This is a genomic window from Streptomyces sp. NPDC046759 (assembly GCF_040645475.1).
In the GTDB taxonomy this organism is placed as follows: Bacteria; Actinomycetota; Actinomycetes; order Streptomycetales; family Streptomycetaceae; genus Streptomyces.
On sequence record NZ_JBEYYJ010000002.1, the window covers coordinates 62,933 to 84,336 of the forward strand.

Here is a 21,404-nt window from a genome sequence, read left to right on the forward strand (position 1 = left end):
CCGCCTCCGCTCGCGAAGGGACGTACATGCCCATGGGTCACACGACCACAGCCGAGGCAGGCTCCGGGGGCCTGACAGCGACCGAGCACCGCCTGGCCAACGGTCTGCGCGTGGTGCTCTCCGAGGACCACCTGACCCCGGTGGCGGCGGTGTGCCTCTGGTACGACGTCGGCTCCCGCCACGAAGTCAAGGGACGTACCGGCCTGGCTCACCTTTTCGAGCACTTGATGTTCCAGGGCTCCGCGCAGGTCAAGGGCAACGGTCATTTCGAGCTCGTGCAGGGCGCCGGCGGCTCGCTCAACGGCACCACCAGCTTCGAGCGCACCAACTACTTCGAGACCATGCCGGCGCACCAGCTGGAGCTCGCCCTCTGGCTGGAGGCCGACCGGATGGGCTCGCTGCTCGCCGCCCTCGACGACGAGTCCATGGAGAACCAGCGGGACGTCGTCAAGAACGAGCGCCGCCAGCGGTACGACAACGTGCCCTACGGCACCGCCTTCGAGAAGCTGACCGCCCTGTCGTACCCCCAGGGCCACCCCTACCACCACACGCCGATCGGCTCGATGGCGGACCTGGACGCGGCCACCCTGGAGGACGCCCGCCAGTTCTTCCGCACGTACTACGCGCCGAACAACGCGGTGCTCTCCGTGGTCGGCGACATCGACCCGCGGCAGACCCTGGCCTGGATCGAGAAGTACTTCGGATCGATCCCGGCGCACGACGGCAAGCCCGCGCCCCGCGACGGCTCCCTGCCGGACGTCATCGGCGAGCAGAAGCGCGAGGTCGTCGTCGAGGAGGTCCCGGCGCGCGCCCTGATGGCCGCCTACCGGCTGCCGCACGACGGCACGCGCGCGTGCGACGCGGCCGACCTCGCCCTGACGGTCCTCGGCGGCGGCGAGTCCTCCCGCCTCTACAACCGGCTGGTGCGCCGCGACCGTACGGCCGTCGCGGCCGGATTCGGCATGCTGCGCCTGGCCGGCGCGCCCTCCATGGGCTGGCTGGACGTGAAGACCTCCGGTGATGTCGAGGTGCCGGTCATCGAGACCGCCATCGACGAGGAGCTGGCCCGCTTCGCCGAGGAGGGCCCCACGCCCGAGGAGATGGAACGCGCCCAGGCCCAGCTGGAGCGCGAGTGGCTGGACCGGCTCGGCACGGTCGCCGGCCGCGCCGACGAACTGTGCCGGTTCGCCGTTCTGTTCGGCGACCCGCAGCTCGCCCTCACCGCCGTCCAGCGCGTCCTGGAGGTGACCCCCGAGGAGGTCCGGGAGGTCGCCGCGGCCCGGCTGCGCCCCGACAACCGCGCGGTGCTGGTCTACGAGCCGAAGTCCCCGGAGGAGGTCCCGGACGCCGACATCCCCGAGGACCCGGAGCAGGAAGCGACCGTAGAGGCCGGTAACGAGAACGAGGAGACGGCCAAGTGACCGAGCTCGCCACCATGGACTTCCACCCCCAGCCGCAGCCCGGCGAGGCCAGGCCGTGGGCGTTCCCGGCCCCCGAGCGCACCGCTTTGGACAACGGTCTGACCGTGCTGCGCTGCCACCGCCCCGGCCAGCAGGTCGTCGCCGTCGAGGTGCTGCTGGACGCGCCCCTGGACGCCGAGCCGGCCGGCTTGGACGGCGTCGCCACGATCATGGCGCGGGCCTTCTCCGAGGGGACCGACAAGCACTCCGCCGAGGAGTTCGCCGCCGAGCTGGAGCGCGCGGGCGCCACGCTGGACTCGCACGCGGACCACCCCGGCGTCCGGATCAGCCTGGAGGTCCCCGCCTCCCGCCTGGCCAAGGGCCTCGGCCTGATCGCCGACGCCCTGCGCGCGCCCGCCTTCGCCGAGAGCGAGGTCGAGCGGCTGGTCCGCAACCGCCTGGACGAGATCCCGCACGAGCTGGCCAACCCCTCCCGCCGGGCCGCCAAGGAGCTCTCCAAGGAGCTCTTCCCGGCGGCCTCGCGCATGTCGCGCCCGCGCCAGGGCACCGAGGAGACGGTCGAGAAGATCGACGCCGCCGCCGTACGCGCCTTCTACGACCGCTACGTACGCCCCGCCACGGCCACCGCCGTCGTGGTCGGCGACCTCACCGGGATCGACCTGGACGAGCTGCTCGGCGACACCCTGGGCGGCTGGACCGGCACCCCGGGCCGTCCGCGGCCCGTGCCGCCGGTGACCGCCGACGACACCGGGCGCGTGGTCATCGTGGACCGGCCCGGCGCCGTCCAGACGCAGCTGCTCATCGGCCGCGTCGGCCCCGACCGGCACGACCGCGTGTGGCCCGCCCAGGTGCTCGGCACCTACTGCCTCGGCGGCACCCTCACCTCACGCCTGGACCGCGTCCTGCGTGAGGAGAAGGGCTACACCTACGGTGTGCGCGCGTTCGGGCAGGTCCTCATGTCCGCCCCCGACGGCACCGGTGCCTCGATGCTCGCCATCAGCGGCTCGGTGGACACCCCCAACACCGGCCCGGCGCTGGACGACCTGTGGAAGGTGCTGCGCACCCTCGCCACGGACGGCCTGACCGACGCCGAGCGGGACGTGGCCGTGCAGAACCTCGTCGGGGTGGCGCCGCTGAAGTACGAGACCGCGGCGGCCGTCGCGAGCACGCTGGCCGACCAGGTCGAACAGCACCTGCCCGACGACTTCCAGGCGACGCTGTATCAGCAGCTGGCTGCCACGGGCACGGTGGAGGCCACGGCGGCCGTCGTGAACGCCTTCCCGGTGGACCGCCTGGTGACCGTCCTCGTCGGTGACGCCTCCCAGATCAAGGCACCGGTGGAGGCGCTCGGCATCGGCGAAGTGACCGTGGTGGCGGCCGAGTAGACCGGTCCGCCGCCGCGCCCGGGCGCTCGGCCGAGCTCCCGCACACGCGCGAGGGGCCCTGACGGCTTACAGGCCGTCAGGGCCCCTGCTGTTCCACTCCCTTCCTCAGATGCCCGATTTGCGGCGGAGGTTGCCTGTCTGCCCTGTGGGATGCGCTACAAAAGCCCGGATCCGTTTGGGATTCCAAGGTCGGCTTTCGTAGCGTCGTCCGGGCTGTTCGTCGGGCAGTGCGCCGCACCCGCGGCACCGGACAGCCATCGCCGAGTCCCCGTACGGCGCGAGCCAGGGGAGCCGGGGACCCACGCAGTCCCTGGGGTGAATCGGGCACCCGCGCGCCTGCGAGGGAGTCCGTAGGAGACCTTCCTGCTCCGAACCCGTCAGCTAACCCGGTAGGCGAGAGGGAAGGAAAGGACCAGCCACTCCATGGCGTTCATGTGCGCCACCGGGAAGCACCGCAAGCCCGGCCGGGTCAAGCGCACCACCGCTCAGGCGGCCGGCATCGCTGCCCTCACCACCACCGGCGTCATCGGCACCCTCGCGGCGTCCCCCGCGTTCGCCACCGAGAACACCGCCGAGCAGACCGGCCTCACGCCCGTGATCAGCGTCGGCGACGACATCGCCGAGAAGATCGACGCGCAGGCCGCCGCCCAGAAGCACGCGGCCGAGCAGAAGGCGGCCGAGCAGGCCGCCGCCCAGAAGGCGAAGGAGGAGCGGGAGGCCAGGGCCCGCGCCGCCCGCGAGGCCGAGCGCAAGCGCCTGAACGCCTTCGTCGCCCCGATAGCCGACTCCTACGTCTCCACCGGCTACCAGGCCAGCAGCTCCCTGTGGTCCTCCGGTCACCACACGGGCATCGACTTCCATGCCGCGAGCGGCACCGCCGTCCACGCGGTGGGCTCCGGAACCGTCGTCTCCACCGGGTGGGGCGGCGCGTACGGCAACCAGATCGTGATCCGGATGGCCGACGGCATGTACACCCAGTACGGCCACCTGTCGTCCATCGGCGTCTCGGTGGGCCAGCGGGTCACCCCGGGCCAGCAGATCGGCCTGTCCGGCGCGACCGGCAACGTCACCGGCCCGCACCTGCACTTCGAGGCCCGTACGAGCCCCGACTACGGCTCGGACGTCGACCCCCTCGCCTACCTCCGCAAGCACGGCGTGAACGTCTGACCACCTCGTCGCACGGCAGTCGTCGCACGGCATGTGAGGCCCCGGCTCACCGAGCCGGGGCTTTCACCGTTTTCCCCGGTGCCCGCCCGGTCCGCCGACCAAAAAATATCCATGGATTCCGACCCGGCGTCGGAAATTCCGGCCCATTGGAATAGAGTCACGGAACACGCGTCCATCGTCGGCGTTTCACGGGGATTAAGGCGGAGGTCGGACATGCGTATTCCGGCGCACTCGGTGTGCACGGCCATCCGGGACGACATCGTCGCGGGTGTCCACGAACGCGGTGGCCGCCTCACCGAGGAAGTCCTGGCCCGCCGCTACGGCGTCTCGCGCGTCCCCGTCCGCGAGGCGCTGCGCACCCTGGAGGCCGAGGGTTTCGTGGTGACGCGCCGGCACGCGGGCGCGTGCGTGGCCGAGCCGACCGAGCAGGAGGCCGCCGACCTGCTGGAGATGCGCATGCTCCTGGAGCCGCTCGGCGCCGCCCGGGCCGCCCAGCGGCGCACCGAGGCCCATCTCAAGGTGCTGCGCGGCCTGGTCAGGCTGGGGCAGGAGCGGGCCAGGAGGGGGAACAGCGAGGATCTGCGCTCGCTCGGCGGCTGGTTCCACGAGACGCTCGTGCAGGCCGGCGGCAGCCCCTCGCTGACCGCGATGCTCACCCAACTGCGGTACAAGATCGCCTGGATGTACGCGGTGGAGGCACCGCCGAGCCCGGTGGACTCGTGGGCGGAACACGGCGCCATCGTCGACGCGGTGGCGCGCGGCGACGGCGAACGCGCGCGGGCGGTCACGGCGCTGCACGCCGAGCGCGCGGCGGGCGCGCACCGACTGCGTTTTTCCAGGGCCGCCGAGCGTGTGAGGACTTCGCAACACGGCGTAAACATGTCTGGCCTTCGGCATTAACACGGGCGCCGTATACAAAGAGAAGTAATTCGGCGGTGGTTTATTTTGGCTGCCCGAATTCCAGTGTGTGCGCGATGAGCCGGGATGCGGCGGAGCCGCGCCACCCGAAAAGGGCGGCGCGGCTCCGGTGCGTCAGTGCGCTGGTGTTCAGACCGTCTCGGGCAGTTCCTCGAGGCCTTCGGAGACCAGCTTGGCCAGACGGTCCAGGGCGGCGTCCGCGCCCTCGGCTTCGGAGGCCAGGACGATCTCCTCGCCACCCTGGGCGCCGAGGCCCAGGACGGCCAGCATGGAGGCCGCGTTGACCGGCGGGCCGCCGGCCTTTGCGATCGTCACCGGGACGCCTGCGGCCGTGGCGGCTCGGACGAAGATGGAAGCGGGGCGGGCGTGGAGGCCCTCGGCCCAGCCGACGTTGACGCGGCGCTCAGCCATGTGTTGCTGCCCTTCATTCTTCAGGGTTGTCTAGACCAGTTTCCCATACCGTGAAGCGTGCCCGGATCGGACCTGCGTCCTGCTCGGGCGTGTCGTCGGACCGCGGCCTCGATCCGACGTGTCGTCCTCCACAGACTGCCCCGCGCCGTTGTCGGACGCGAGCCGTACTCTGGGGCCCATGCAGACCTCGGCGGACCGGCAGGACCGGCACCAGTACCCCGCCCACTGGGAGGCGGACGTGGTGCTGCGCGACGGTGGTACGGCACGCATCAGGCCCATCACCATTGATGACGCCGACCGCCTGGTCAGCTTCTACGAGCAGGTCTCGGACGAGTCGAAGTACTACCGCTTCTTCGCGCCGTACCCCAGGCTCTCCGCCAAGGACGTCCACCGCTTCACGCACCACGACTTTGTGGACCGGGTGGGGCTCGCGGCCACCATCGGCGGCGAGTTCATCGCCACCGTACGCTACGACCGCATCGGCGCCGACGGCATGCCCGCCTCCGCGCCCGCCGACGAGGCCGAGGTCGCCTTCCTGGTGCAGGACGCCCACCAGGGCCGCGGGGTCGCCTCCGCCCTGATGGAGCACATCGCGGCCGTGGCCCGCGAGCGCGGCATCCGCCGCTTCGCCGCGGAGGTGCTGCCCGCCAACACCAAGATGATCAAGGTCTTCACGGACGCCGGCTACACCCAGAAGCGCAGCTTCGAGGACGGCGTCGTCCGTCTGGAGTTCGACCTCGAACCCACCGACCGCTCCGTCGCCGTCCAGCGCGCCCGGGAGCAGCGCGCCGAGGCCCGCTCGGTGCGGCGGCTGCTCGTCCCCGGCTCGGTGGCGGTCGTCGGCGTCGGCCGCGTCCCCGGCGGTGTCGGCCGCAGCGTCCTGGGCAACCTCCGTGACGCCGGCTACGGCGGCCGGCTGTACGCCGTCAACAAGTCCTTCCCGGCGGACCTCGAGGAGGTCGACGGGGTGCCGGCGCAGCGGTCCGTGCGGGACATAGAGGGCCCCGTCGACCTGGCCGTCGTCGCCGTGCCGGCCGAGTACGTGCCGGCCGCGGTCGCCGAGTGCGGAGAGCACGGGGTGCAGGGACTCGTCGTGCTCTCCGCCGGGTACGCCGAGATCGGGCCCGAGGGGCGCGAGCGGCAGCGGGCGCTCGTCCGGCAGGCACGGGCGTACGGCATGCGGATCATCGGCCCCAACGCCTTCGGGATCATCAACACCGCCCCGGACGTCCGGCTGAACGCCTCCCTCGCCCCGGAGATGCCCCGCCCCGGCCGCATCGGGATCTTCGCCCAGTCCGGCGCCATCGGCATCGCCCTGCTCTCCCGCCTGCACCGGCGCGGGGGAGGCGTCACGGGGGTCACCGGCGTGTCCACCTTCGTGTCCGCCGGCAACCGCGCGGACGTCTCCGGCAACGACGTCCTGCAGTACTGGTACGACGACCCCGGGACCGACGTCGTCCTCATGTACCTGGAGTCCATCGGCAACCCGCGCAAGTTCACGCGCCTGGCCCGGCGGACCGCGGTGTCGAAGCCGCTCGTCGTGGTGCAGGGCGCCGGCACCGCGCCGCAGGGCCACGCGGTCCGGGCCACCCGGCTGCCGCACGCCACCGTCTCCGCGCTGCTGCGCCAGGCCGGGGTCATCCGGGTCGACACGATCACCGAGCTGGTCGACGCGGGTCTGCTGCTCGCCCGGCAGCCGCTGCCGGCCGGGCCGAGGGTGGCGATCCTCGGCAACTCGGAATCGCTGGGAGTGCTGACGTACGACCGGTGTCTGGCGGAGGAACTGCGGCCCTCGCGTCCGCTGGACCTGACGACCGGGGCGACGGCGGAGGACTTCCACCGGGCGTTGTCCGCGGCGCTGGCCGACGACACCAACGACGCCGTCGTCGTCTGCGCGATCCCCGCGATCGGGGAGGGCTCGGCGGGGGACGCCGAGCTGGCCGAGGCGTTGCGGTCGGCTGCGGCTGCCGTCCCGGGCAAGCCGGTGCTGGTGGTGCACGTGGAGCTCGGAGGGCTGGCCGAGGCGCTGTCGGCCGCGGCCAGTACCGCGCCTGCGGCCCTGGACAAAGCACCCGGCACCCAGGGCGGTGCCGCCCCCGCCCGCCCTGCGGAACGGATGGGCGCCGCGCTGCCGGCTCCCCCGGAGGGCACCCGTCTCATCCCCGCCTACCCCGCCGCCGAGCGTGCCGTCCGGGCTCTGGCCGAAGCCGTGAAGTACGCGCAGTGGCGTCGGGAGACGGCGGAACCGGGGAAGGTGCCTGAGTACGACGACATGGACGAGAAGGGGGCCGCGCGGCTCATCGGTGAGCTGCTCGCACGCGGCGAAGGGCTCACGATCTCCGACGCGGAGACCTGCGAGCTGCTCGGCAAGTACGGCATCCAGGTGCGGCGCGCGCTGCCCGCGCCCAGCCCCGACGCCGCCGCCGAGGCCGCCCGCGCCCTCGGCTACCCGGTGGCCCTGAAGGCCACCGCCCCCCGTCTCAGGCACCGCGCCGATCTCGGCGGCGTACGCCTCGACCTCGCCGACGAGGAACAACTGCGCCGGACGTACGCGGAGTTGACCGAGCTGTTCGGGAAGCCCGAGGAGCTGCGGCCGGTGGTGCAGGGCATGGCACCGCGCGGGGTCGACACCGTCGTACGGGCCGTGATCGACCCGGCGGCCGGAGCCGTGCTGTCCTTCGGGCTCGCCGGGGCGGCCTCCCAGCTGCTCGGCGACATGGCGCACCGGCTCGTCCCGGTCACCGACCGGGAGGCGGCCTCCCTGGTGCGGTCGATCCGCACGGCACCGATGCTGTTCGGCTGGCGTGGCTCCACACCCGTGGACACCCCGGCGCTGGAGGAGCTGCTGCTGCGGGTGTCCCGGCTGGTCGACGATCACCCGGAGGTGGTCGCCGTGACCCTGGAGCCGGTCGTCGTCGCCCCGCACGGCGTGAGCGTCCTCGGCGCCACCGTGCGGCTGGCGCCTCCGCCGGCCCGCGACGACCTCGGCCCGCGGAGGATGCCGGCCTACTGAGCGGAGGGCAGGGGGAACCGCGTGGAGACCGCGTGGCGCCGGTTGCCCGAGGGCAGGCGCGACCCGCAGGCCGGGACGTACAAGTACGTGCGCGGGTGCGGGGCCGTGGTGGGTTCCCGCGCGGATGCGGCGGAGCCGCACATGCCGTGCAGCCTCGCGCCGCCCCTGGGCCCGCCGCCCCCACGTGGGCTTCCAGCGAGCCGCCGCCCGGCCTGCGCGGGCCTTCCCGGGTCTGCGTGACTGGCCCGGACCCCCCTTGCCCACGGATTAGGATGGACGCCATGGCCAAGACCAGTACGACGACCCAGGGGCTGCGCGCGGCGATCGAGCGCAGCGGCTACTACCCGGCCCTCGTGGCCGAGGCGGTGGAGGCCGCCGTGGGCGGCGAGCCCATCCGGTCGTACCTGGTCCACCAGGAGACCACGTTCGACCAGAACGAGGTCCGCCGCCATGTCACGGTGCTGGTCCTCACCGGTAACCGCTTCATCGTCAGCCACACCGACGAGCAGGCCGCCGACAGCACCTCCCCGACGCCGTACGCCACCACCTCCACCGAGTCCGTGAAGCTCGGCCGGATCTCCTCCGTCGTGGTCAGCCGGGTGGTCGCCAACCCGGAGCAGTACTCCCCGGGCACCCTGCCCCGCGAGGTCGTGCTGACCATCGGCTGGGGTGCCGTCAGCCGCATCGACCTGGAGCCCGCCGCCTGCGGCGACCCCAACTGCGACGCCGACCACGGCTACACCGGCAGCTCCACGGCGGACGACCTCAGCCTGCGCGTCAGCGAGGCCGGGGACGGCCCGGAGACGGTGCGCCAGGCGCTCGCCTTCGCCCAGGCCATCTCGGAGGCGACCGCGGACATCGCGCGCTGATGTCCCAGCTCTCCGCCTGGGACCACCCGGAGCCCCTCGCCCTCGACACCGCGCCGCTGCCCGAGTACGGCACCGGCTCCCTCGCCGATCTGCTGCCCACGCTGGCCGCGGGCCTCGGCGTCCCCGGCGTGACCGCCACCATCTCCGAACTGACCGCGGCCGACCGGGTCTGTGTGTTCCTGATCGACGGGCTCGGCTGGGAGCAGCTCCGGGCCCACGCCGACGAGGCCCCCTTCCTCGCCTCGCTGCTCGGCACCTCGCGCGGCGGCACCGGCCGCCCGCTCACCGCCGGCTACCCGGCGACCACCGCCACCTCCCTCGCCTCCGTCGGCACCGGCCTGCCACCCGGCGCGCACGGCCTGCCCGGCTACAGCGCGCGCAACCCGGCCACCGGCGAGCTGATGAACCAGCTCCGCTGGCAGCCGTACACCGAGCCGCGCGCCTGGCAGCCGTATCCCACCGTCTTCCAGCTGGCCCACGACGCCGGGGTGCACACCGCCCAGGTGACCTCGCCCGCCTTCGAGTACACCCCGCTCACCAAGATCGCGCTCAGCGGCGGCAGCTTCCACGGACGGCTGAGCGGCGAGGAGCGCATGGACCTCGCGGCCGGTCAACTGGCCGCCGGCGACCGCTCGCTGGTCTACACGTACTACTCCGAGCTGGACGGCGCCGGCCACCGCTACGGCGTCGCCTCCGACACCTGGCGCGGCCAGCTGATGCGCGTCGACCGGCTCGCCCAGCGCCTCGCCGAGCAACTGCCGCCGCGCAGCGCGCTGTACATCACCGCCGACCACGGCATGGTCGACGTGCCGTTCGACGAGGAGCACCGGCTCGACTTCGACACGGACTGGGAGCTGCGCGCCGGGGCCGCCCTGCTGGGCGGCGAGGGCCGGGCCAGGCACGTGTACGCGGTGCCGGGCGCCGAGAACGACGTACTGACCTGCTGGCGCGAGGTGCTCGGCGAGCAGTTCTGGGTGGCCTCGCGGGACGAGGCGATCGCGGCGGGCTGGTTCGGGCCGCACATCGACGAGCGGGTGTACCCACGGCTCGGGGACGTGGTCGCGGCCGCGCACGACGACGTGCTGATCATCGCGTCCGAGCGGGAGCCGAAGGAGTCGGCCCTGGTCGGCAACCACGGTTCGATGACGCCCGCCGAGCAGCTGGTCCCGTTGCTCGAAGTACGCTCCTGAAACCCTCGAAGCTCCGCCCCCACCCTTGCCGAAAGGTGTTCAACTCCTCATGCCCGAGCTGGTGTTCTTCTCCGGAACGATGGACTGCGGGAAGTCGACGCTGGCTCTGCAGATCGAGCACAACCGCTCCGCGCGCGGCCTCGCCGGCATGATCTTCACCCGGAACGACCGCGCGGGCGAGGGCAAGCTGTCCTCCCGGCTCGGCCTGGTCACCGACGCCGTGGAGGTCGCGGACGACCAGGACCTGTACGCCTATCTCGTGGATCACCTCTCGCAGGGCCGCCGGGCCGACTACGTGATCGCGGACGAGGCACAGTTCCTCGCACCCGAGCAGATCGACCAGCTCGCGCGCGTGGTGGACGACCTGGGTCTGGACGTGTACGCCTTCGGGATCACCACCGACTTCCGCTCCAAGCTCTTCCCCGGCTCACAGCGGCTGGTGGAGCTGGCCGACCGGATCGAGGTGCTCCAGGTGGAGGCGCTGTGCTGGTGCGGCGCCCGCGCCACGCACAATGCGCGCACCATAGGCGGCGAGATGGTGGTCGAGGGCGCCCAGGTGGTCGTCGGCGACGTCAACCAGGCGGCGGGCGAAGTCGGCTACGAGGTGCTGTGCCGCCGCCACCACCGGCGCCGCATGACCGCGGCGACGGCCCGCGCGGCGGCCCTGTCCCCGGACGTCCTGCCCGTCGCACCGTCCTGAGCCACGGGCCTCGTCGCGGGCACGCGGGCCGGGTCCCCGGACGCTTCCGCCCGTTCTCCGGGTACGTCCACCGGTTCCACCGGTCCCGCACTTGCTCCACGGCGGGCTCCCCGGCAGCCGCCCGGGTTCGCGCAGTGCCGAGTTCGCTCAGTGCGGGTTCTGGATCACGGAGAACTCCGCGCCCTCCGGGTCCGCCACCGTGGCCACACGGCCGTGCGGGCTGTCCTGCGGCTGGCGGATGACGCGGCCGCCGAGCTCCGCGACCTGCCGCACCGTCGCCTCGGTGTCGGCGACCTCGAAGTACGTCTGCCAGTGCGGTCCGCGATCGCGGGGCAGGGCGTGGCCGACGCCGTGCAGGCCGGCCACCGGGCGGCCGGCCAGATGCAGGGTGACGTAGTCGAAGTCGGCCGAGACCACCGGTTCCTGTTCGTAACCGAACACGGTCGCGTAGAACTTGGCGACGCTCTCGGTCTCGAAGGTCACCAGCTCGTTCCACGCGGGAGTGCCGGGCATGCCGGTGATCGTGGTGCCGAGGTGCGCGGAGCCCTGCCAGATGCCGAACACCGCCCCGGCGGGGTCCGCGGCGATGGCCATCCGCCCGGCCTCGGCGGCGTCCAGCGGACCGACCGCCACCGTGCCGCCGCACTCCCGTACCGTGTCGGCCGTCAGGTCCACGTCGTACGAGGCGAGGTACGGCGTCCAGGCGATCGGCAGCCGGCGGTCCGGCGGCAGCTGGCCCATGCCCGCCACCTCGTGCCCGTCCAGCAGCGCCCGCACATACGGGCCGAGCTGCTGCGGGCCCGGCCGGAACTCCCAGCCGAACAGCTCACCGTAGAACTCCTCGGTGGCGGCCAGCCCGTGCGCCATCAGGCTCACCCAGCAGGGTGTGCCGGGCGCGCGCCGTGCGTGCGGGCCGGCCGGCTCCCGTGCCTCGGTCATCGATCACTCTCTCCCCGGCCCCTCGCGGTGGCCGTGTCGCTTCCGCTCCCCGGAAGGGGTGTCCACGCCGGCGGCGGGTGACGCCCGTGCCGGTGCCCGCATCCTCCACGGCGCCGGGTGCGAGACCACGCCGCCGCCCGGCGATGCCTCCGGGAGGAGGATGCCCGATCTGTCGTCTTTCGCCGCTTCCTGACGATGGCCGGCGGGTGTCCGCCGGCTGTACAGCACGTGCTCGATCCCGTACGCCGCGTGATCGAGCCTGTCCGGCCGAGCAGAGTAGCCGGACCTGGACGCCGCGGCCACCCCTGGCGTATGGATGGATGCCATGACAGCCATCATCACCGCAATCGATCTCGCCCACGAGCTGACCGGGGCCCGCCCGCCGGTGCTGCTGGACGTGCGCTGGCAGCTGAGCGTGGCGAAGGCGGCGGGTGCGCCGGCCTTCGACGGGCGGGCCGAGTACGCGGCCGGCCACATTCCCGGCGCGGTCTTCGTCGACCTGGACCGGGAGCTGGCCGGAGAGCCCGGAGGGAACGGCCGGCATCCGCTGCCGGACCTCGCGGAGTTCGGTGCCGCGATGCGCCGCGCGGGCGTGTCGGCCGACCGTCCGGTCGTCGTGTACGACGGGGGCCAGGGCTGGGCGGCCGCACGCGCCTGGTGGCTGCTGCACTGGACGGGTCACCCGGACGTGCGGGTCCTCGACGGTGGAATGCCGACCTGGCGGGGCGAGTTGTCCACGGAGATCCCGGACCCGGCCGAGGGCGACTTCCGGCCGGTGCCGGCCGCGGCGGGGCTGCTGGACGCGGACGGGGCCGCGGCCCTGGCCGGCACGGGCGTCCTGCTGGACGCGCGCGCGGGGGAGCGGTACCGCGGTGAGGTGGAGCCGATCGACCGGGTCGGCGGCCACATCCCGGGCGCTCTGTCCGCGCCGACGACGGAGAACGTGGGCCCCGACGGCCGCTTCCTGCCCGCGGCGGAGCTGCGGGACCGCTTCAAGGCCCTGGGCGTGTCCACCGACGCCGAGGTGGGCGTCTACTGCGGCTCGGGCGTCTCCGGCGCCCACGAGGTCCTCGCGCTCGCGGTGGCCGGCATTCCGGCGGCCCTGTACGTGGGTTCCTGGTCCGAGTGGTCCTCGGACCCGGCCCGCCCGGTGGCGGTCGGCGCGGATCCGCAGTGACGGCAGCGGGTATCGCAGGCACGCACGCGTGCCTGCGATACCCGTACGGTCGCTCTGCCCTGCCTCTTTCTGCTTCTGTCCTCTACTCCTGCTTCTTGCGGCGCGTGCCGAACACGATCTCGTCCCAGCTCGGGACGGCGGCGCGGCGGCCGGGGCGGACGCCGTCGGCCTCCGCCTGGCGGTCGGTGGCCCCGATGAGCCGGTCCCGGTGACTGCCGACGGAGCGGGGCATGAGGACGTCCGCGTAGGCCGAACCGGCCGATGCGGCGGGCGCCGGCGGTTCCTCGGCGGCCGGTTCGTCGGCGGGTTCCTCCGGCGTCTCCACCGGTCGCTCCGGAACCACCAGGTCGCCCCGGAAGCTCGGTACCGCCTCCAGCAGACTGGTCAGCGAGTCGCGTTCGCCCGTGCCCTCCTCGGCGGGCTCGGACGGCTGCGCGGGCAGACTCGGCCGCTCCCGCTCACCCCGGTCGAGCGCACGGTCCAGCGAACGCTCCCGCGGCAGCCGGGCGATGCGCGGCACGAACGGGAAGCTCGGCTCGGGCACGGCGAGGTCGTCGGACTCGCCGATGAGCGAGCGCGCCTCGTCGTCCACGGCCTGTACGAGCCGCCGCGGCGGGTCGTACGTCCAGCTCGCCGAGTGCGGCTCGCCCGCGACACGGTAGACGAGCAGCACCTCCCAGGTGCCGTCGTCGCGGCGCCAGGAGTCCCACTGCACGGTGTCCTTCTCGGCGCCGCGCAGCAGCAGCCGCTCCTGTACCGCCTCGCCGAGCGGCGGGCCGGAGTTCTCGCCGGGGCGGCGGACCGGAGTCTTGCGGGCGCGTTCGGCCATGAAGGCGCGCTCGGCCAGCACGGGACCCTCGAAGCGCCGTACCCGGTCGACGGGGATGCCGGCGAGCTGGGCGACCTCTTCCGCGGTGGCACCTGCACGTATACGCGCCTGGATGTCACGCGGGCGCAGATGGCTCTCGACCTCGATCTCGATCTGGCCGAGGCGCGGCCGGTCGCCGCGCACGGCGGCGCGGAGACGTTCGTCGATCGGAAGCGTGTACTCCGTAGAGTCGGCAGCCTTCAGCACCAGCCGTGTGCCGTCATTGGAGACGGCCACGACACGCAGTTCGGGCATGGGGACCTCCCGGGTGGTGCCTGCCGACGTCACGTGCGTCGCTGCTTCCGCTAGTCGAGTGTGGCCTGCCCGGGTGCAGCCTGCCACAACCTTGCCGAGTTGCCCGGCGTGTCGGGCATGGGCCCTGGGCCGCCGTTATGGCACGGTTACCTGTTCGCAACGCTAAGTGACCAACTCCGTCACCCTGTGCAACCAGCCCCCTCCCGGCGGTCCTGCAAGGCCGCGGACACCCTGGTGGGAGACCGGACCCAGGGCTCGCAACAGTACTCCATTTGGACCATGTGCGTGGATGGGCGCGCCGCCCAACTTCTGGCAAGGGTGGCGACTTGGCCGCCGGCAACCGGTTCTGCCGATCATGAACGTGGCGAATTTCACGCAATCCCCAGAAACGGAACTAATGGTTTCTGTCCTACGTCCCTTCTCGTGCAGTGGGTCGGTCAATGTCGATCAAGTACGGGAAAGGCAGGCAAGCTCCGGGTATGCGTGAAACGCCCGACGTGGGTCGCAAGCGGATCGATCTGAACGTCCCCCAGGTGGCGGGCAGCGCCCTGGCGGCGGTCGTGGCCGCCAAACTCGCCTCGTACTTCGGCGTGTACGGCACGATCGCGGGTGCGGGTGTCGTCAGCATCGTGGCCACCTGCGGGGGCACGCTGTTCCAGCACTTCTTCAAGCGGACGGGGGAGCAGCTGAGCAGGGCTACGGTCGCCGCCCGCCCGAGGGAGCAAGTGGTACCGGCTCCCGGTGAGTTCACCGCGGGGACCGTCTACCGCGCGAGAGTGAAGAGCCGGCGGCGCCCGGTGGCCGCGGCCGCCGTCGTGTTCGGCATGACCATGGCCGGGATCACGACGTACGAACTGGTGTCGGGCAACAGCTTCAGCGGCGGCACGGGCACGACGGTCAGCGACGCCGTCAGCGGACGGGGCTCCGCCGCCTCGACGTCCGGCTTCCCTTCCCGGACCGGTGAGAACCCGGCCCCTTCGGACGTCCCGTCCCGCGGACACGTGCCCGGAACCGGCGCCGGTACGCCCCACGCCACGACCCCGACGCCCGGCGACTCCCCGAGCCCGGGGCCGGGCGACGGCCCGAGCGCGTCCCCGGTCCCCACGCCCAGCGGGTCCGCCGCGACGCCTACGCTCCCAGAACCCTCCGCAAGTAGTCGTTCTGGAACAGCCGTTCCGGGTCCAGGCGGTCCCTCAACGCGGTGAACTCGCCGAAGCGCGGGTACACGCGCGCGAAGTACTCGGCGTCCCGGGTGTGCACCTTGCCCCAGTGCGGCCGCCCCTCGTGCGCGGTGAGGATCCGCTCCGCGGCGGTGAAGTAGGCCTGGTAGGGCGTGCCCCGGAACATGTGGACGGCGACGTAGGCGCTGTCCCGGCCGGAGGCCGTGGACAGGGTGATGTCGTCGGCCGGGGCGGTGCGCACCTCGACCGGGAAGCTGACGCGCAGCCCCGAGCGGTCGACCATGGACTTCAGCTCGCGCAGCGTCTCCCCCAGGGTCGCGCGCGGGACGGCGTACTCCATCTCCACGAAGCGCACCCGGCGCGGTGAGGTGAAGACCTTGTAGGGGATGTCCGTGTACGTCCGTGCGGACAGGGCCTTGCTGGAGACCCGTGCGATGGCCGGAACGGCGGCGGGGGCGGCGCGGCCGACCCACTGGGCCACCTGGAAGACGCCGTTGGAGAGGAACTCGTCCTCGAACCAGCCGGCCAGCTGCCCCACGGGCTGCTCGGGGCCGGCGCTGCGGTTGTTCCGCTTGGTATTGGTGTTGCCGGTGTGCGGGAACCAGTAGAACTCGAAGTGCTCGTTCTCCGCCCACAGTTGATCGAACTCGGCGAGCACCCGGTCCAGGGGCATCGGCTCCTCCCGCGCGGTGAGCAGGAACAGCGGCTCCACGGCGAAGGTGATCGCGGTGACGATGCCGAGGGCGCCGAGACCTATTCGGGCGGCCGCGAAGACGTCGGGGTTCTCCTTCTCGGAGCAGGTGAGCACCGAGCCGTCCGCCGTGACCAGTTCCAGCGCCTTGATCTGGGCGGCGATGGAGGCGGACTCGCGGCCCGTGCCGTGCGTGCCGGTGCTGGTGGCCCCGGAGACGGTCTGCTCCATGATGTCGCCCATGTTGGTGAGCGACAGACCCTCGCGCGCCAGGGCCGCGTTGAGTCTCTTGAGCGGCGTTCCGGCCTCGACCGTGACGGTCATGGCGGCACGGTCGACGGTGCGGATCCCCGTCAGCAGGTGAGGGCGGATCAGCACACCGTCGGTGGCGGCGATCGACGTGAAGGAGTGCCCGGTTCCGACGGCCTTCACCTTCAGGCCGTCCTCGCGTGCCCGGCGCACCGCCGCAGCCAGCTCCTCCACCGACGCCGGCGCGACCTGCCGCGCGGGCCGGGCGGCCACGTTCCCGCCCCAGTTACGCCAGGTGCCGTTCTTCCCGCTCGCTGTGCTGCTCAACGGTGCCTCCCCGACCCGCGGCCGGCCTGCGCAGCCGGCGGTACCCGAGGAAACCGACCGCGACCGCGACGGCTCCGGACACGGCCGGAACCCCGTACCCGACCCGCGCCCCGGCGGCGTCGATCACCGAGCCGGCCACGGAGGAGCCGAGCGCGACGCCGACCGCGAGGCCGGTGCTCACCCAGGTCATGCCCTCGGTGAGCTTCGCGCGAGGTACGTGCTCTTCGATGAGGGACATCGTCGTGATCATCGTCGGTGCGATGGACAGCCCCGCAACGAACAGCGCCACGGCCAGAAGCGGCAGGTTTCCGACCAGTAGGAGGGGGATCATACTCACGGCCATCGCCGTCACGCCCAGCAGCCAGCGGCGTTCCGGCTCCCCGGCCAACCGCAGCAGCCCGAAGACCACTCCGGCCACGCAGGAACCGGCCGCGTACAGCGCCAGCACGAGGCTCGCGGCGCCCTTGTGGCCGCGCTCGTCGGCGAAGGCGACGGTGACCACGTCCACCGAACCGAAGATCGCGCCGGTCGCTGTGAACGTACCCACCAGCACCTGCAGCCCGGCCGAGCGCAGGGCGCTGCCGCCGCCGTGGTGCTCGCGCGGGTGCGGCTCCGGCTCGGTGGCACGCTGGGAGGTCAGCCAGAAGACGCCGGCGGCCAGGAAACACGCGGCGAGCAGCGGCCCGGCCTCGGGGAACCAGGCCGTGCACAGCCCGATGGACACGATCGGCCCGACGATGAAGCAGACCTCGTCGACGACCGACTCGAACGAGTAGGCCGTGTGCAGTTTCTCGGTGCCCCGGTACAGCGCCGCCCAGCGGGACCGGATCATCGCGCCGAGGCTCGGCACCGAGCCGATTCCGGCCGCGCACACGAACAGCACCCAGTCCGGCCCCTGCAGATGGGCGGCGAGCAGCAGCCCGGCGGCCGCGGTGAGGGCCACCAGGGTCGCGGGGCGCAGCACCCGGCGCTGCCCGTGCCGGTCCACCATCCGGGAGATCTGAGGTCCGACGACCGCGGCGGACAGCGCGATGGCGGCCGACAGCGCGCCGGCGAGCCCGTACCGCCCGGTCAGCTGGGAGATCATCGTGACCACGCCGATGCCCATCATCGACAGCGGCATCCGGCCGAGGAGTCCCGCGGCGGAGAACGCCTTGGTGCCCGGTTCGGCGAACAGGGCTCTGTAGGGGCTGGGCACGTGGTCTCCGAAAGGGGCTCGGTAAGGCGCGAACGCGGCTGATACAGCTTACGAATCGGGTGATGCTCGGTGCACCTCATTTGGCCGTGGGAAAAACCGGCATAAACCGACTGGAACCCGACTCGTCATCCCGCTGTTGCCCTGCGGTCAGTGCCGGGTGGCAGGATCGAGACATGCCAGACGCGCTCGATGCCACCCCGTACGACGCCCTGCTCCTGCTCTCCTTCGGCGGCCCCGAAGGCCCGGACGACGTGGTCCCGTTCCTGGAGAACGTCACGCGCGGGCGGGGGATCCCGAAGGAACGCCTGAAGGAAGTCGGGCAGCACTACTTCCTGTTCGGCGGGGTCAGCCCCATCAACGACCAGAACCGCGCCCTGCTGGACGCCCTGCGCAAGGACTTCGCCGAGCACGGCCTGGACCTGCCGGTCTACTGGGGCAACCGCAACTGGGCGCCCTATCTGACGGACACCCTGCGCGAGATGGCCGCCGACGGCCGCCGTCGCATCCTGGTCCTCACCACCAGCGCCTACGCCTCCTACTCGGGCTGCCGGCAGTACCGCGAGAACCTGGCCGACGCGCTGGCCACGCTGGAAGCCGAGGGCCTCGAACTGCCGAGGATCGACAAGCTGCGCCACTACTTCAACCACCCCGGCTTCGTCGAGCCCATGACCGACGGCGTGCTGCGCTCGCTGGCGGACCTGCCCGAGGACGTCCGCGCGGGCGCCCACATCGCCTTCACCACACACTCCATCCCGGCCTCCGCCGCCGACACCTCCGGTCCCGTCGAGGCCCACGGCGAGGGCGGCGCCTACGTCGAGCAGCACCTGGACGTGGCCCAGCTGATCGCCGACGCCGTCCGCGAGCGCACCGGCGTCGGCCACCCCTGGCGGCTGGTCTACCAGTCGCGCTCCGGCGCCCCGCACATCCCGTGGCTCGAGCCGGACATCTGCGACCACCTGGAGGAGGAGCACGCGGCGGGCGCCCCGGCCGTCGTCATGGCGCCCATCGGCTTCGTCTCCGATCACATGGAGGTCCTGTACGACCTCGACACCGAGGCCATGGCCAAGGCCGAGGAGCTGGGCCTGCCGGTGCGCCGCTCGGCCACCGTGGGCGCCGACCCGCGGTTCGCGGCCGCGATCCGCGAGCTGATCGTCGAGCGCGCCGCCGTGGAGCGGGGCCAGGAGGTCACCCCCTGCGCGCTGGGCGCCCTCGGCCCGAGCCAACACCTCTGCCCCGTCGGCTGCTGCCCGGCCCGCGCCCCCCACCCGGCCGCCGCCGGCGCCGACAGCCCCTACGCGTGAGGAGCACCGTGACCGACGCCCTGCACCGGGATCTGCTCGAGCTGGCCCGGGAGGCCGCCCGGCGGGCCGGAGAGCTGCTGCGGGACGGACGCCCGGCCGACCTCGCGGTGGCGAGGACCAAGTCCAGCCCGGTCGACGTCGTCACCGAGATGGACATCGCGGCGGAGAAGCTGATCACGGATCTGATCTCCGGCCGCCGGCCCGAGGACGGCTTCCTCGGTGAGGAGGGCGCCGCCGTGGAGGGCACCAGCGGCATCCGCTGGGTGATCGACCCGCTCGACGGCACGGTCAACTACCTCTACGGCCTGCCGAGTTGGGCGGTGTCCGTCGCGGCCGAGCAGGACGGCGAGGCGGTCGTAGGGGTCGTCGCGGCTCCGATGCGCGGCGAGACGTACCACGCCGTGCGCGGGGGCGGCGCCTGGGCGACCGGCGCATGGGAGGGCGAGCGGGCGCTCGCCTGCCGCCCCGCGCCCCCGCTGGACCAGGCCCTGGTCTCCACCGGCTTCAACTACGTCGCCGAGGTCCGCACCCGTCAGGCCGAGGTGGCCGCCCGGCTGATCCCGCTGCTGCGGGACATCCGGCGCAGCGGCTCGGCGGCGGTCGACCTGTGCGACGTGGCCTGCGGCCGGCTTGACGGGTACTACGAGCGGGGCCTCAACGCGTGGGACTTCGCCGCCGGTGATCTCATCGCGCGGGAGGCGGGCGCGCTGGTCGGGGGACGGCCTGGAGAGCGTCCGTCGCGGGACCTGACGGTGGCGGGCGCGCCGGGTGTGTTCGAGCCCCTGCAGCGGCTGCTGGAGGACTTCGGAGCGTGGCACGACTGACCCGCGGCCGGGACACGACGGGACCCCCGGCGCTGGATTCGCCGGGGGTCCCGCCGCATGCGCTTTCGGGCCGGTCAGACGCGGTACGCGCCGACCTCCACACCGTGTTCGGCGGCGAGGCGTCGCAGGTCGTCGAGCTCTGCCTGCTCCACCTCGACGAGGAAGTCGTCTCCGTCGTCGCGAGCCCGCGACAGGTCGGACTCGGTCGCCCTTATACGCTGCAGAAGTCCTGCGGTGAAAGCGTCCATGCTGCGCCCCCTCGTCCTGGGTCGTGGGTCGGTGGCACGGGGGTGTGCCGGTTCGAGAAGGGGCGATCACGTCTCTCACGGGTGCCCAGCGCAGCCCTGCCGGGCGGCGACGGTGCCGGACACCCGCGCCCACTCTGCCGAAAGCGGATCGCGGAGTACCACATGGTGCTGCGGCACATGCAGAGCGTGATCGCGGGGTGTAAAGCCGTCCTCCCCCCGCTCCCTTCCTCGGAAACCTCAACCGGAGGAGAAAATCTCGTATTCCGGCCCGGGGACGGCGATCCGTGCGGTCCGCAACCCGCCTTACAGCCGACTTACGGCCGAAAAGGGCAGGATGGAGGTCACACCCCACGAACACCCCTGCCCGCGTGAGCCCACGGTGCCCTACGCGGGTGGACAGAGGAAGGACTTGCGACGTGCGCGTACTCGTCGTCGAGGACGAGCAGCTGCTCGCCGATGCGGTGGCCACCGGACTGCGCCGGGAGGCGATGGCCGTCGACGTCGTGTACGACGGTGCGGCCGCCCTGGAGCGCATCGGCGTCAACGACTACGACGTGGTGGTCCTCGACCGTGACCTCCCGCTGGTGCACGGCGACGACGTCTGCCGCAAGATCGTCGAGCTGGGCATGCCCACGCGCGTGCTCATGCTCACGGCATCCGGCGACGTCAGCGACCGCGTCGAAGGTCTGGAGATCGGCGCCGACGACTATCTGCCCAAGCCGTTCGCGTTCAGCGAGCTGATCGCGCGCGTGCGCGCCCTCGGCCGCCGTACGAGCGTTCCCCTGCCGCCGGTCCTGGAGCGCGCCGGCATCAAGCTCGACCCGAACCGCCGCGAGGTCTTCCGCGAGGGAAGGGAGATCCAGCTCGCGCCGAAGGAGTTCGCGGTGCTGGAGGTGCTCATGCGCAGCGAGGGCGCGGTCGTCTCGGCCGAGCAGTTGCTGGAGAAGGCCTGGGACGAGAACACCGACCCGTTCACCAACGTCGTGCGCGTCACCGTGATGACCCTGCGGCGCAAGCTGGGCGAGCCCCCGGTCATCGTCACCGTCCCCGGCTCCGGCTACCGGATCTGATC

General features: G+C 72.5%; 19 protein-coding genes and 1 riboswitch. Of the genes, 13 read left to right on the top strand and 6 right to left on the bottom strand.

All coding sequences use genetic code 11. The features are described from left to right. The first annotated feature begins 26 nt into the window (after positions 1-26). The 4 genes from ABZ919_RS03120 to ABZ919_RS03135 all read left to right on the top strand — a co-directional run bounded on the left by ABZ919_RS03120 (position 27) and on the right by ABZ919_RS03135 (position 4,873). A complete protein-coding gene (locus tag ABZ919_RS03120; RefSeq protein WP_361241966.1) occupies positions 27-1,421 on the top strand; it encodes a pitrilysin family protein in 1,395 nt (464 codons plus the stop codon). After that, complete coding sequence (locus ABZ919_RS03125; protein WP_361241969.1) at positions 1,418-2,806, top strand: pitrilysin family protein; 1,389 nt, start codon at positions 1,418-1,420, stop codon at positions 2,804-2,806. Before ABZ919_RS03120 ends, ABZ919_RS03125 begins: the two co-directional genes overlap by 4 nt. Before the next feature lie 248 nt (positions 2,807-3,054). Further along, positions 3,055-3,217: riboswitch (cyclic di-AMP (ydaO/yuaA leader) on the top strand. Positions 3,218-3,229: 12 nt separating this feature from the next. After that, entirely contained in the window at positions 3,230-3,973 is a 744-nt protein-coding gene (locus ABZ919_RS03130; RefSeq protein ID WP_361241972.1) for a M23 family metallopeptidase, read from the top strand. A 213-nt stretch (positions 3,974-4,186) separates the two neighbouring features. Then, positions 4,187-4,873, top strand: a complete 687-nt coding sequence (locus tag ABZ919_RS03135) for a GntR family transcriptional regulator (RefSeq protein ID WP_361241975.1) — start codon at positions 4,187-4,189, stop codon at positions 4,871-4,873. A gap of 147 nt (positions 4,874-5,020) precedes the next feature. On the opposite strand, the gene ABZ919_RS03140 is transcribed toward ABZ919_RS03135, so the two are convergent. Then, complete coding sequence (locus ABZ919_RS03140; protein ID WP_361241978.1) at positions 5,021-5,302, bottom strand: HPr family phosphocarrier protein; 282 nt, start codon at positions 5,300-5,302, stop codon at positions 5,021-5,023. A 178-nt stretch (positions 5,303-5,480) separates the two neighbouring features. Between ABZ919_RS03140 and ABZ919_RS03145 the strand changes: the two genes are divergently transcribed. The 4 genes from ABZ919_RS03145 (at position 5,481) to ABZ919_RS03160 (ending at position 11,074) form a co-directional block, all read left to right on the top strand. Next, complete coding sequence (locus tag ABZ919_RS03145) at positions 5,481-8,315, top strand: GNAT family N-acetyltransferase (RefSeq protein WP_361241981.1); 2,835 nt, start codon at positions 5,481-5,483, stop codon at positions 8,313-8,315. A gap of 281 nt (positions 8,316-8,596) precedes the next feature. After that, entirely contained in the window at positions 8,597-9,184 is a 588-nt protein-coding gene (locus ABZ919_RS03150) for a DUF5998 family protein (protein ID WP_361241984.1), read from the top strand. Continuing rightward, positions 9,184-10,374, top strand: coding sequence for a nucleotide pyrophosphatase/phosphodiesterase family protein (locus ABZ919_RS03155; protein WP_361241987.1), 1,191 nt, complete (start codon positions 9,184-9,186; stop codon positions 10,372-10,374). The genes ABZ919_RS03150 and ABZ919_RS03155 overlap by 1 nt, the downstream gene beginning before the upstream one ends. A 49-nt stretch (positions 10,375-10,423) precedes the next feature. Then, positions 10,424-11,074, top strand: a complete 651-nt coding sequence (locus ABZ919_RS03160) for a thymidine kinase (protein ID WP_361241990.1) — start codon at positions 10,424-10,426, stop codon at positions 11,072-11,074. 147 nt (positions 11,075-11,221) lie between these two features. On the opposite strand, the gene ABZ919_RS03165 is transcribed toward ABZ919_RS03160, so the two are convergent. Further along, complete coding sequence (locus ABZ919_RS03165; RefSeq protein WP_361241993.1) at positions 11,222-12,013, bottom strand: VOC family protein; 792 nt, start codon at positions 12,011-12,013, stop codon at positions 11,222-11,224. A 325-nt stretch (positions 12,014-12,338) separates the two neighbouring features. On the opposite strand from ABZ919_RS03165, the gene ABZ919_RS03170 reads away from it, so the two are divergent. Then, the gene (locus tag ABZ919_RS03170) at positions 12,339-13,190 is read left to right on the top strand and encodes a sulfurtransferase (protein ID WP_361241996.1); all 852 of its coding nucleotides are present in this window, start codon (positions 12,339-12,341) and stop codon (positions 13,188-13,190) included. 82 nt (positions 13,191-13,272) lie between these two features. On the opposite strand, the gene sepH is transcribed toward ABZ919_RS03170, so the two are convergent. After that, on the bottom strand, positions 13,273-14,313 hold the full coding sequence (sepH, locus tag ABZ919_RS03175; RefSeq protein ID WP_361241999.1) for a septation protein SepH: 1,041 nt from the start codon (positions 14,311-14,313) through the stop codon (positions 13,273-13,275). Positions 14,314-14,792: 479 nt separating this feature from the next. On the opposite strand from sepH, the gene ABZ919_RS03180 reads away from it, so the two are divergent. After that, the gene (locus ABZ919_RS03180) at positions 14,793-15,518 is read left to right on the top strand and encodes a hypothetical protein (RefSeq protein ID WP_361242002.1); all 726 of its coding nucleotides are present in this window, start codon (positions 14,793-14,795) and stop codon (positions 15,516-15,518) included. Here the strand turns inward: ABZ919_RS03180 and ABZ919_RS03185 are convergent. Together ABZ919_RS03185 and ABZ919_RS03190 are read right to left on the bottom strand one after the other, a co-directional pair. Then, entirely contained in the window at positions 15,442-16,761 is a 1,320-nt protein-coding gene (locus tag ABZ919_RS03185; RefSeq protein WP_361242005.1) for a D-arabinono-1,4-lactone oxidase, read from the bottom strand. The two genes, ABZ919_RS03180 and ABZ919_RS03185, sit on opposite strands and share 77 nt — an antisense overlap. After that, positions 16,721-17,959 (bottom strand): MFS transporter, encoded by a 1,239-nt coding sequence (locus ABZ919_RS03190; protein WP_361242008.1) that lies wholly within the window; start codon positions 17,957-17,959, stop codon positions 16,721-16,723. The genes ABZ919_RS03185 and ABZ919_RS03190 overlap by 41 nt, the downstream gene beginning before the upstream one ends. Positions 17,960-18,132: 173 nt before the next feature. Here ABZ919_RS03190 and ABZ919_RS03195 point away from each other — a divergent pair, with 173 nt between their 5' ends. Together ABZ919_RS03195 and ABZ919_RS03200 are read left to right on the top strand one after the other, a co-directional pair. Next, positions 18,133-19,260: a ferrochelatase gene (locus ABZ919_RS03195; RefSeq protein WP_361242011.1), complete on the top strand. Its 1,128-nt coding sequence runs from the start codon at positions 18,133-18,135 to the stop codon at positions 19,258-19,260. Between the two features lie 8 nt (positions 19,261-19,268). Further along, a complete protein-coding gene (locus ABZ919_RS03200) occupies positions 19,269-20,084 on the top strand; it encodes an inositol monophosphatase family protein (RefSeq protein WP_361242014.1) in 816 nt (271 codons plus the stop codon). Between the two features lie 74 nt (positions 20,085-20,158). Here the strand turns inward: ABZ919_RS03200 and ABZ919_RS03205 are convergent, their stop codons facing one another. Beyond that, complete coding sequence (locus ABZ919_RS03205; RefSeq protein WP_361242017.1) at positions 20,159-20,332, bottom strand: hypothetical protein; 174 nt, start codon at positions 20,330-20,332, stop codon at positions 20,159-20,161. A gap of 416 nt (positions 20,333-20,748) precedes the next feature. On the opposite strand from ABZ919_RS03205, the gene ABZ919_RS03210 reads away from it, so the two are divergent. Then, entirely contained in the window at positions 20,749-21,402 is a 654-nt protein-coding gene (locus ABZ919_RS03210; RefSeq protein ID WP_351208943.1) for a response regulator transcription factor, read from the top strand. The last annotated feature ends 2 nt before the right edge of the window (positions 21,403-21,404 follow it).

Excerpts from the sequence above, each read along its gene's own strand:
- ABZ919_RS03150 (WP_361241984.1), top strand. The coding sequence starts at position 8,597 with ATGGCCAAGACCAGTACGACGACCCAGGGGCTGCGCGCGGCGATCGAG.
- ABZ919_RS03145 (WP_361241981.1), top strand. The coding sequence starts at position 5,481 with ATGCAGACCTCGGCGGACCGGCAGGACCGGCACCAGTACCCCGCCCAC.
- ABZ919_RS03180 (WP_361242002.1), top strand. The coding sequence starts at position 14,793 with ATGCGTGAAACGCCCGACGTGGGTCGCAAGCGGATCGATCTGAACGTC.
- ABZ919_RS03170 (WP_361241996.1), top strand. The coding sequence starts at position 12,339 with ATGACAGCCATCATCACCGCAATCGATCTCGCCCACGAGCTGACCGGG.
- ABZ919_RS03155 (WP_361241987.1), top strand. The coding sequence starts at position 9,184 with ATGTCCCAGCTCTCCGCCTGGGACCACCCGGAGCCCCTCGCCCTCGAC.
- ABZ919_RS03120 (WP_361241966.1), top strand. The coding sequence starts at position 27 with ATGCCCATGGGTCACACGACCACAGCCGAGGCAGGCTCCGGGGGCCTG.
- ABZ919_RS03135 (WP_361241975.1), top strand. The coding sequence starts at position 4,187 with ATGCGTATTCCGGCGCACTCGGTGTGCACGGCCATCCGGGACGACATC.
- ABZ919_RS03130 (WP_361241972.1), top strand. The coding sequence starts at position 3,230 with ATGGCGTTCATGTGCGCCACCGGGAAGCACCGCAAGCCCGGCCGGGTC.
- sepH (WP_361241999.1), bottom strand. The coding sequence starts at position 14,313 with ATGCCCGAACTGCGTGTCGTGGCCGTCTCCAATGACGGCACACGGCTG.
- ABZ919_RS03140 (WP_361241978.1), bottom strand. The coding sequence starts at position 5,302 with ATGGCTGAGCGCCGCGTCAACGTCGGCTGGGCCGAGGGCCTCCACGCC.
- ABZ919_RS03205 (WP_361242017.1), bottom strand. The coding sequence starts at position 20,332 with ATGGACGCTTTCACCGCAGGACTTCTGCAGCGTATAAGGGCGACCGAG.
- ABZ919_RS03195 (WP_361242011.1), top strand. The coding sequence starts at position 18,133 with ATGCCAGACGCGCTCGATGCCACCCCGTACGACGCCCTGCTCCTGCTC.
- ABZ919_RS03165 (WP_361241993.1), bottom strand. The coding sequence starts at position 12,013 with ATGACCGAGGCACGGGAGCCGGCCGGCCCGCACGCACGGCGCGCGCCC.
- ABZ919_RS03160 (WP_361241990.1), top strand. The coding sequence starts at position 10,424 with ATGCCCGAGCTGGTGTTCTTCTCCGGAACGATGGACTGCGGGAAGTCG.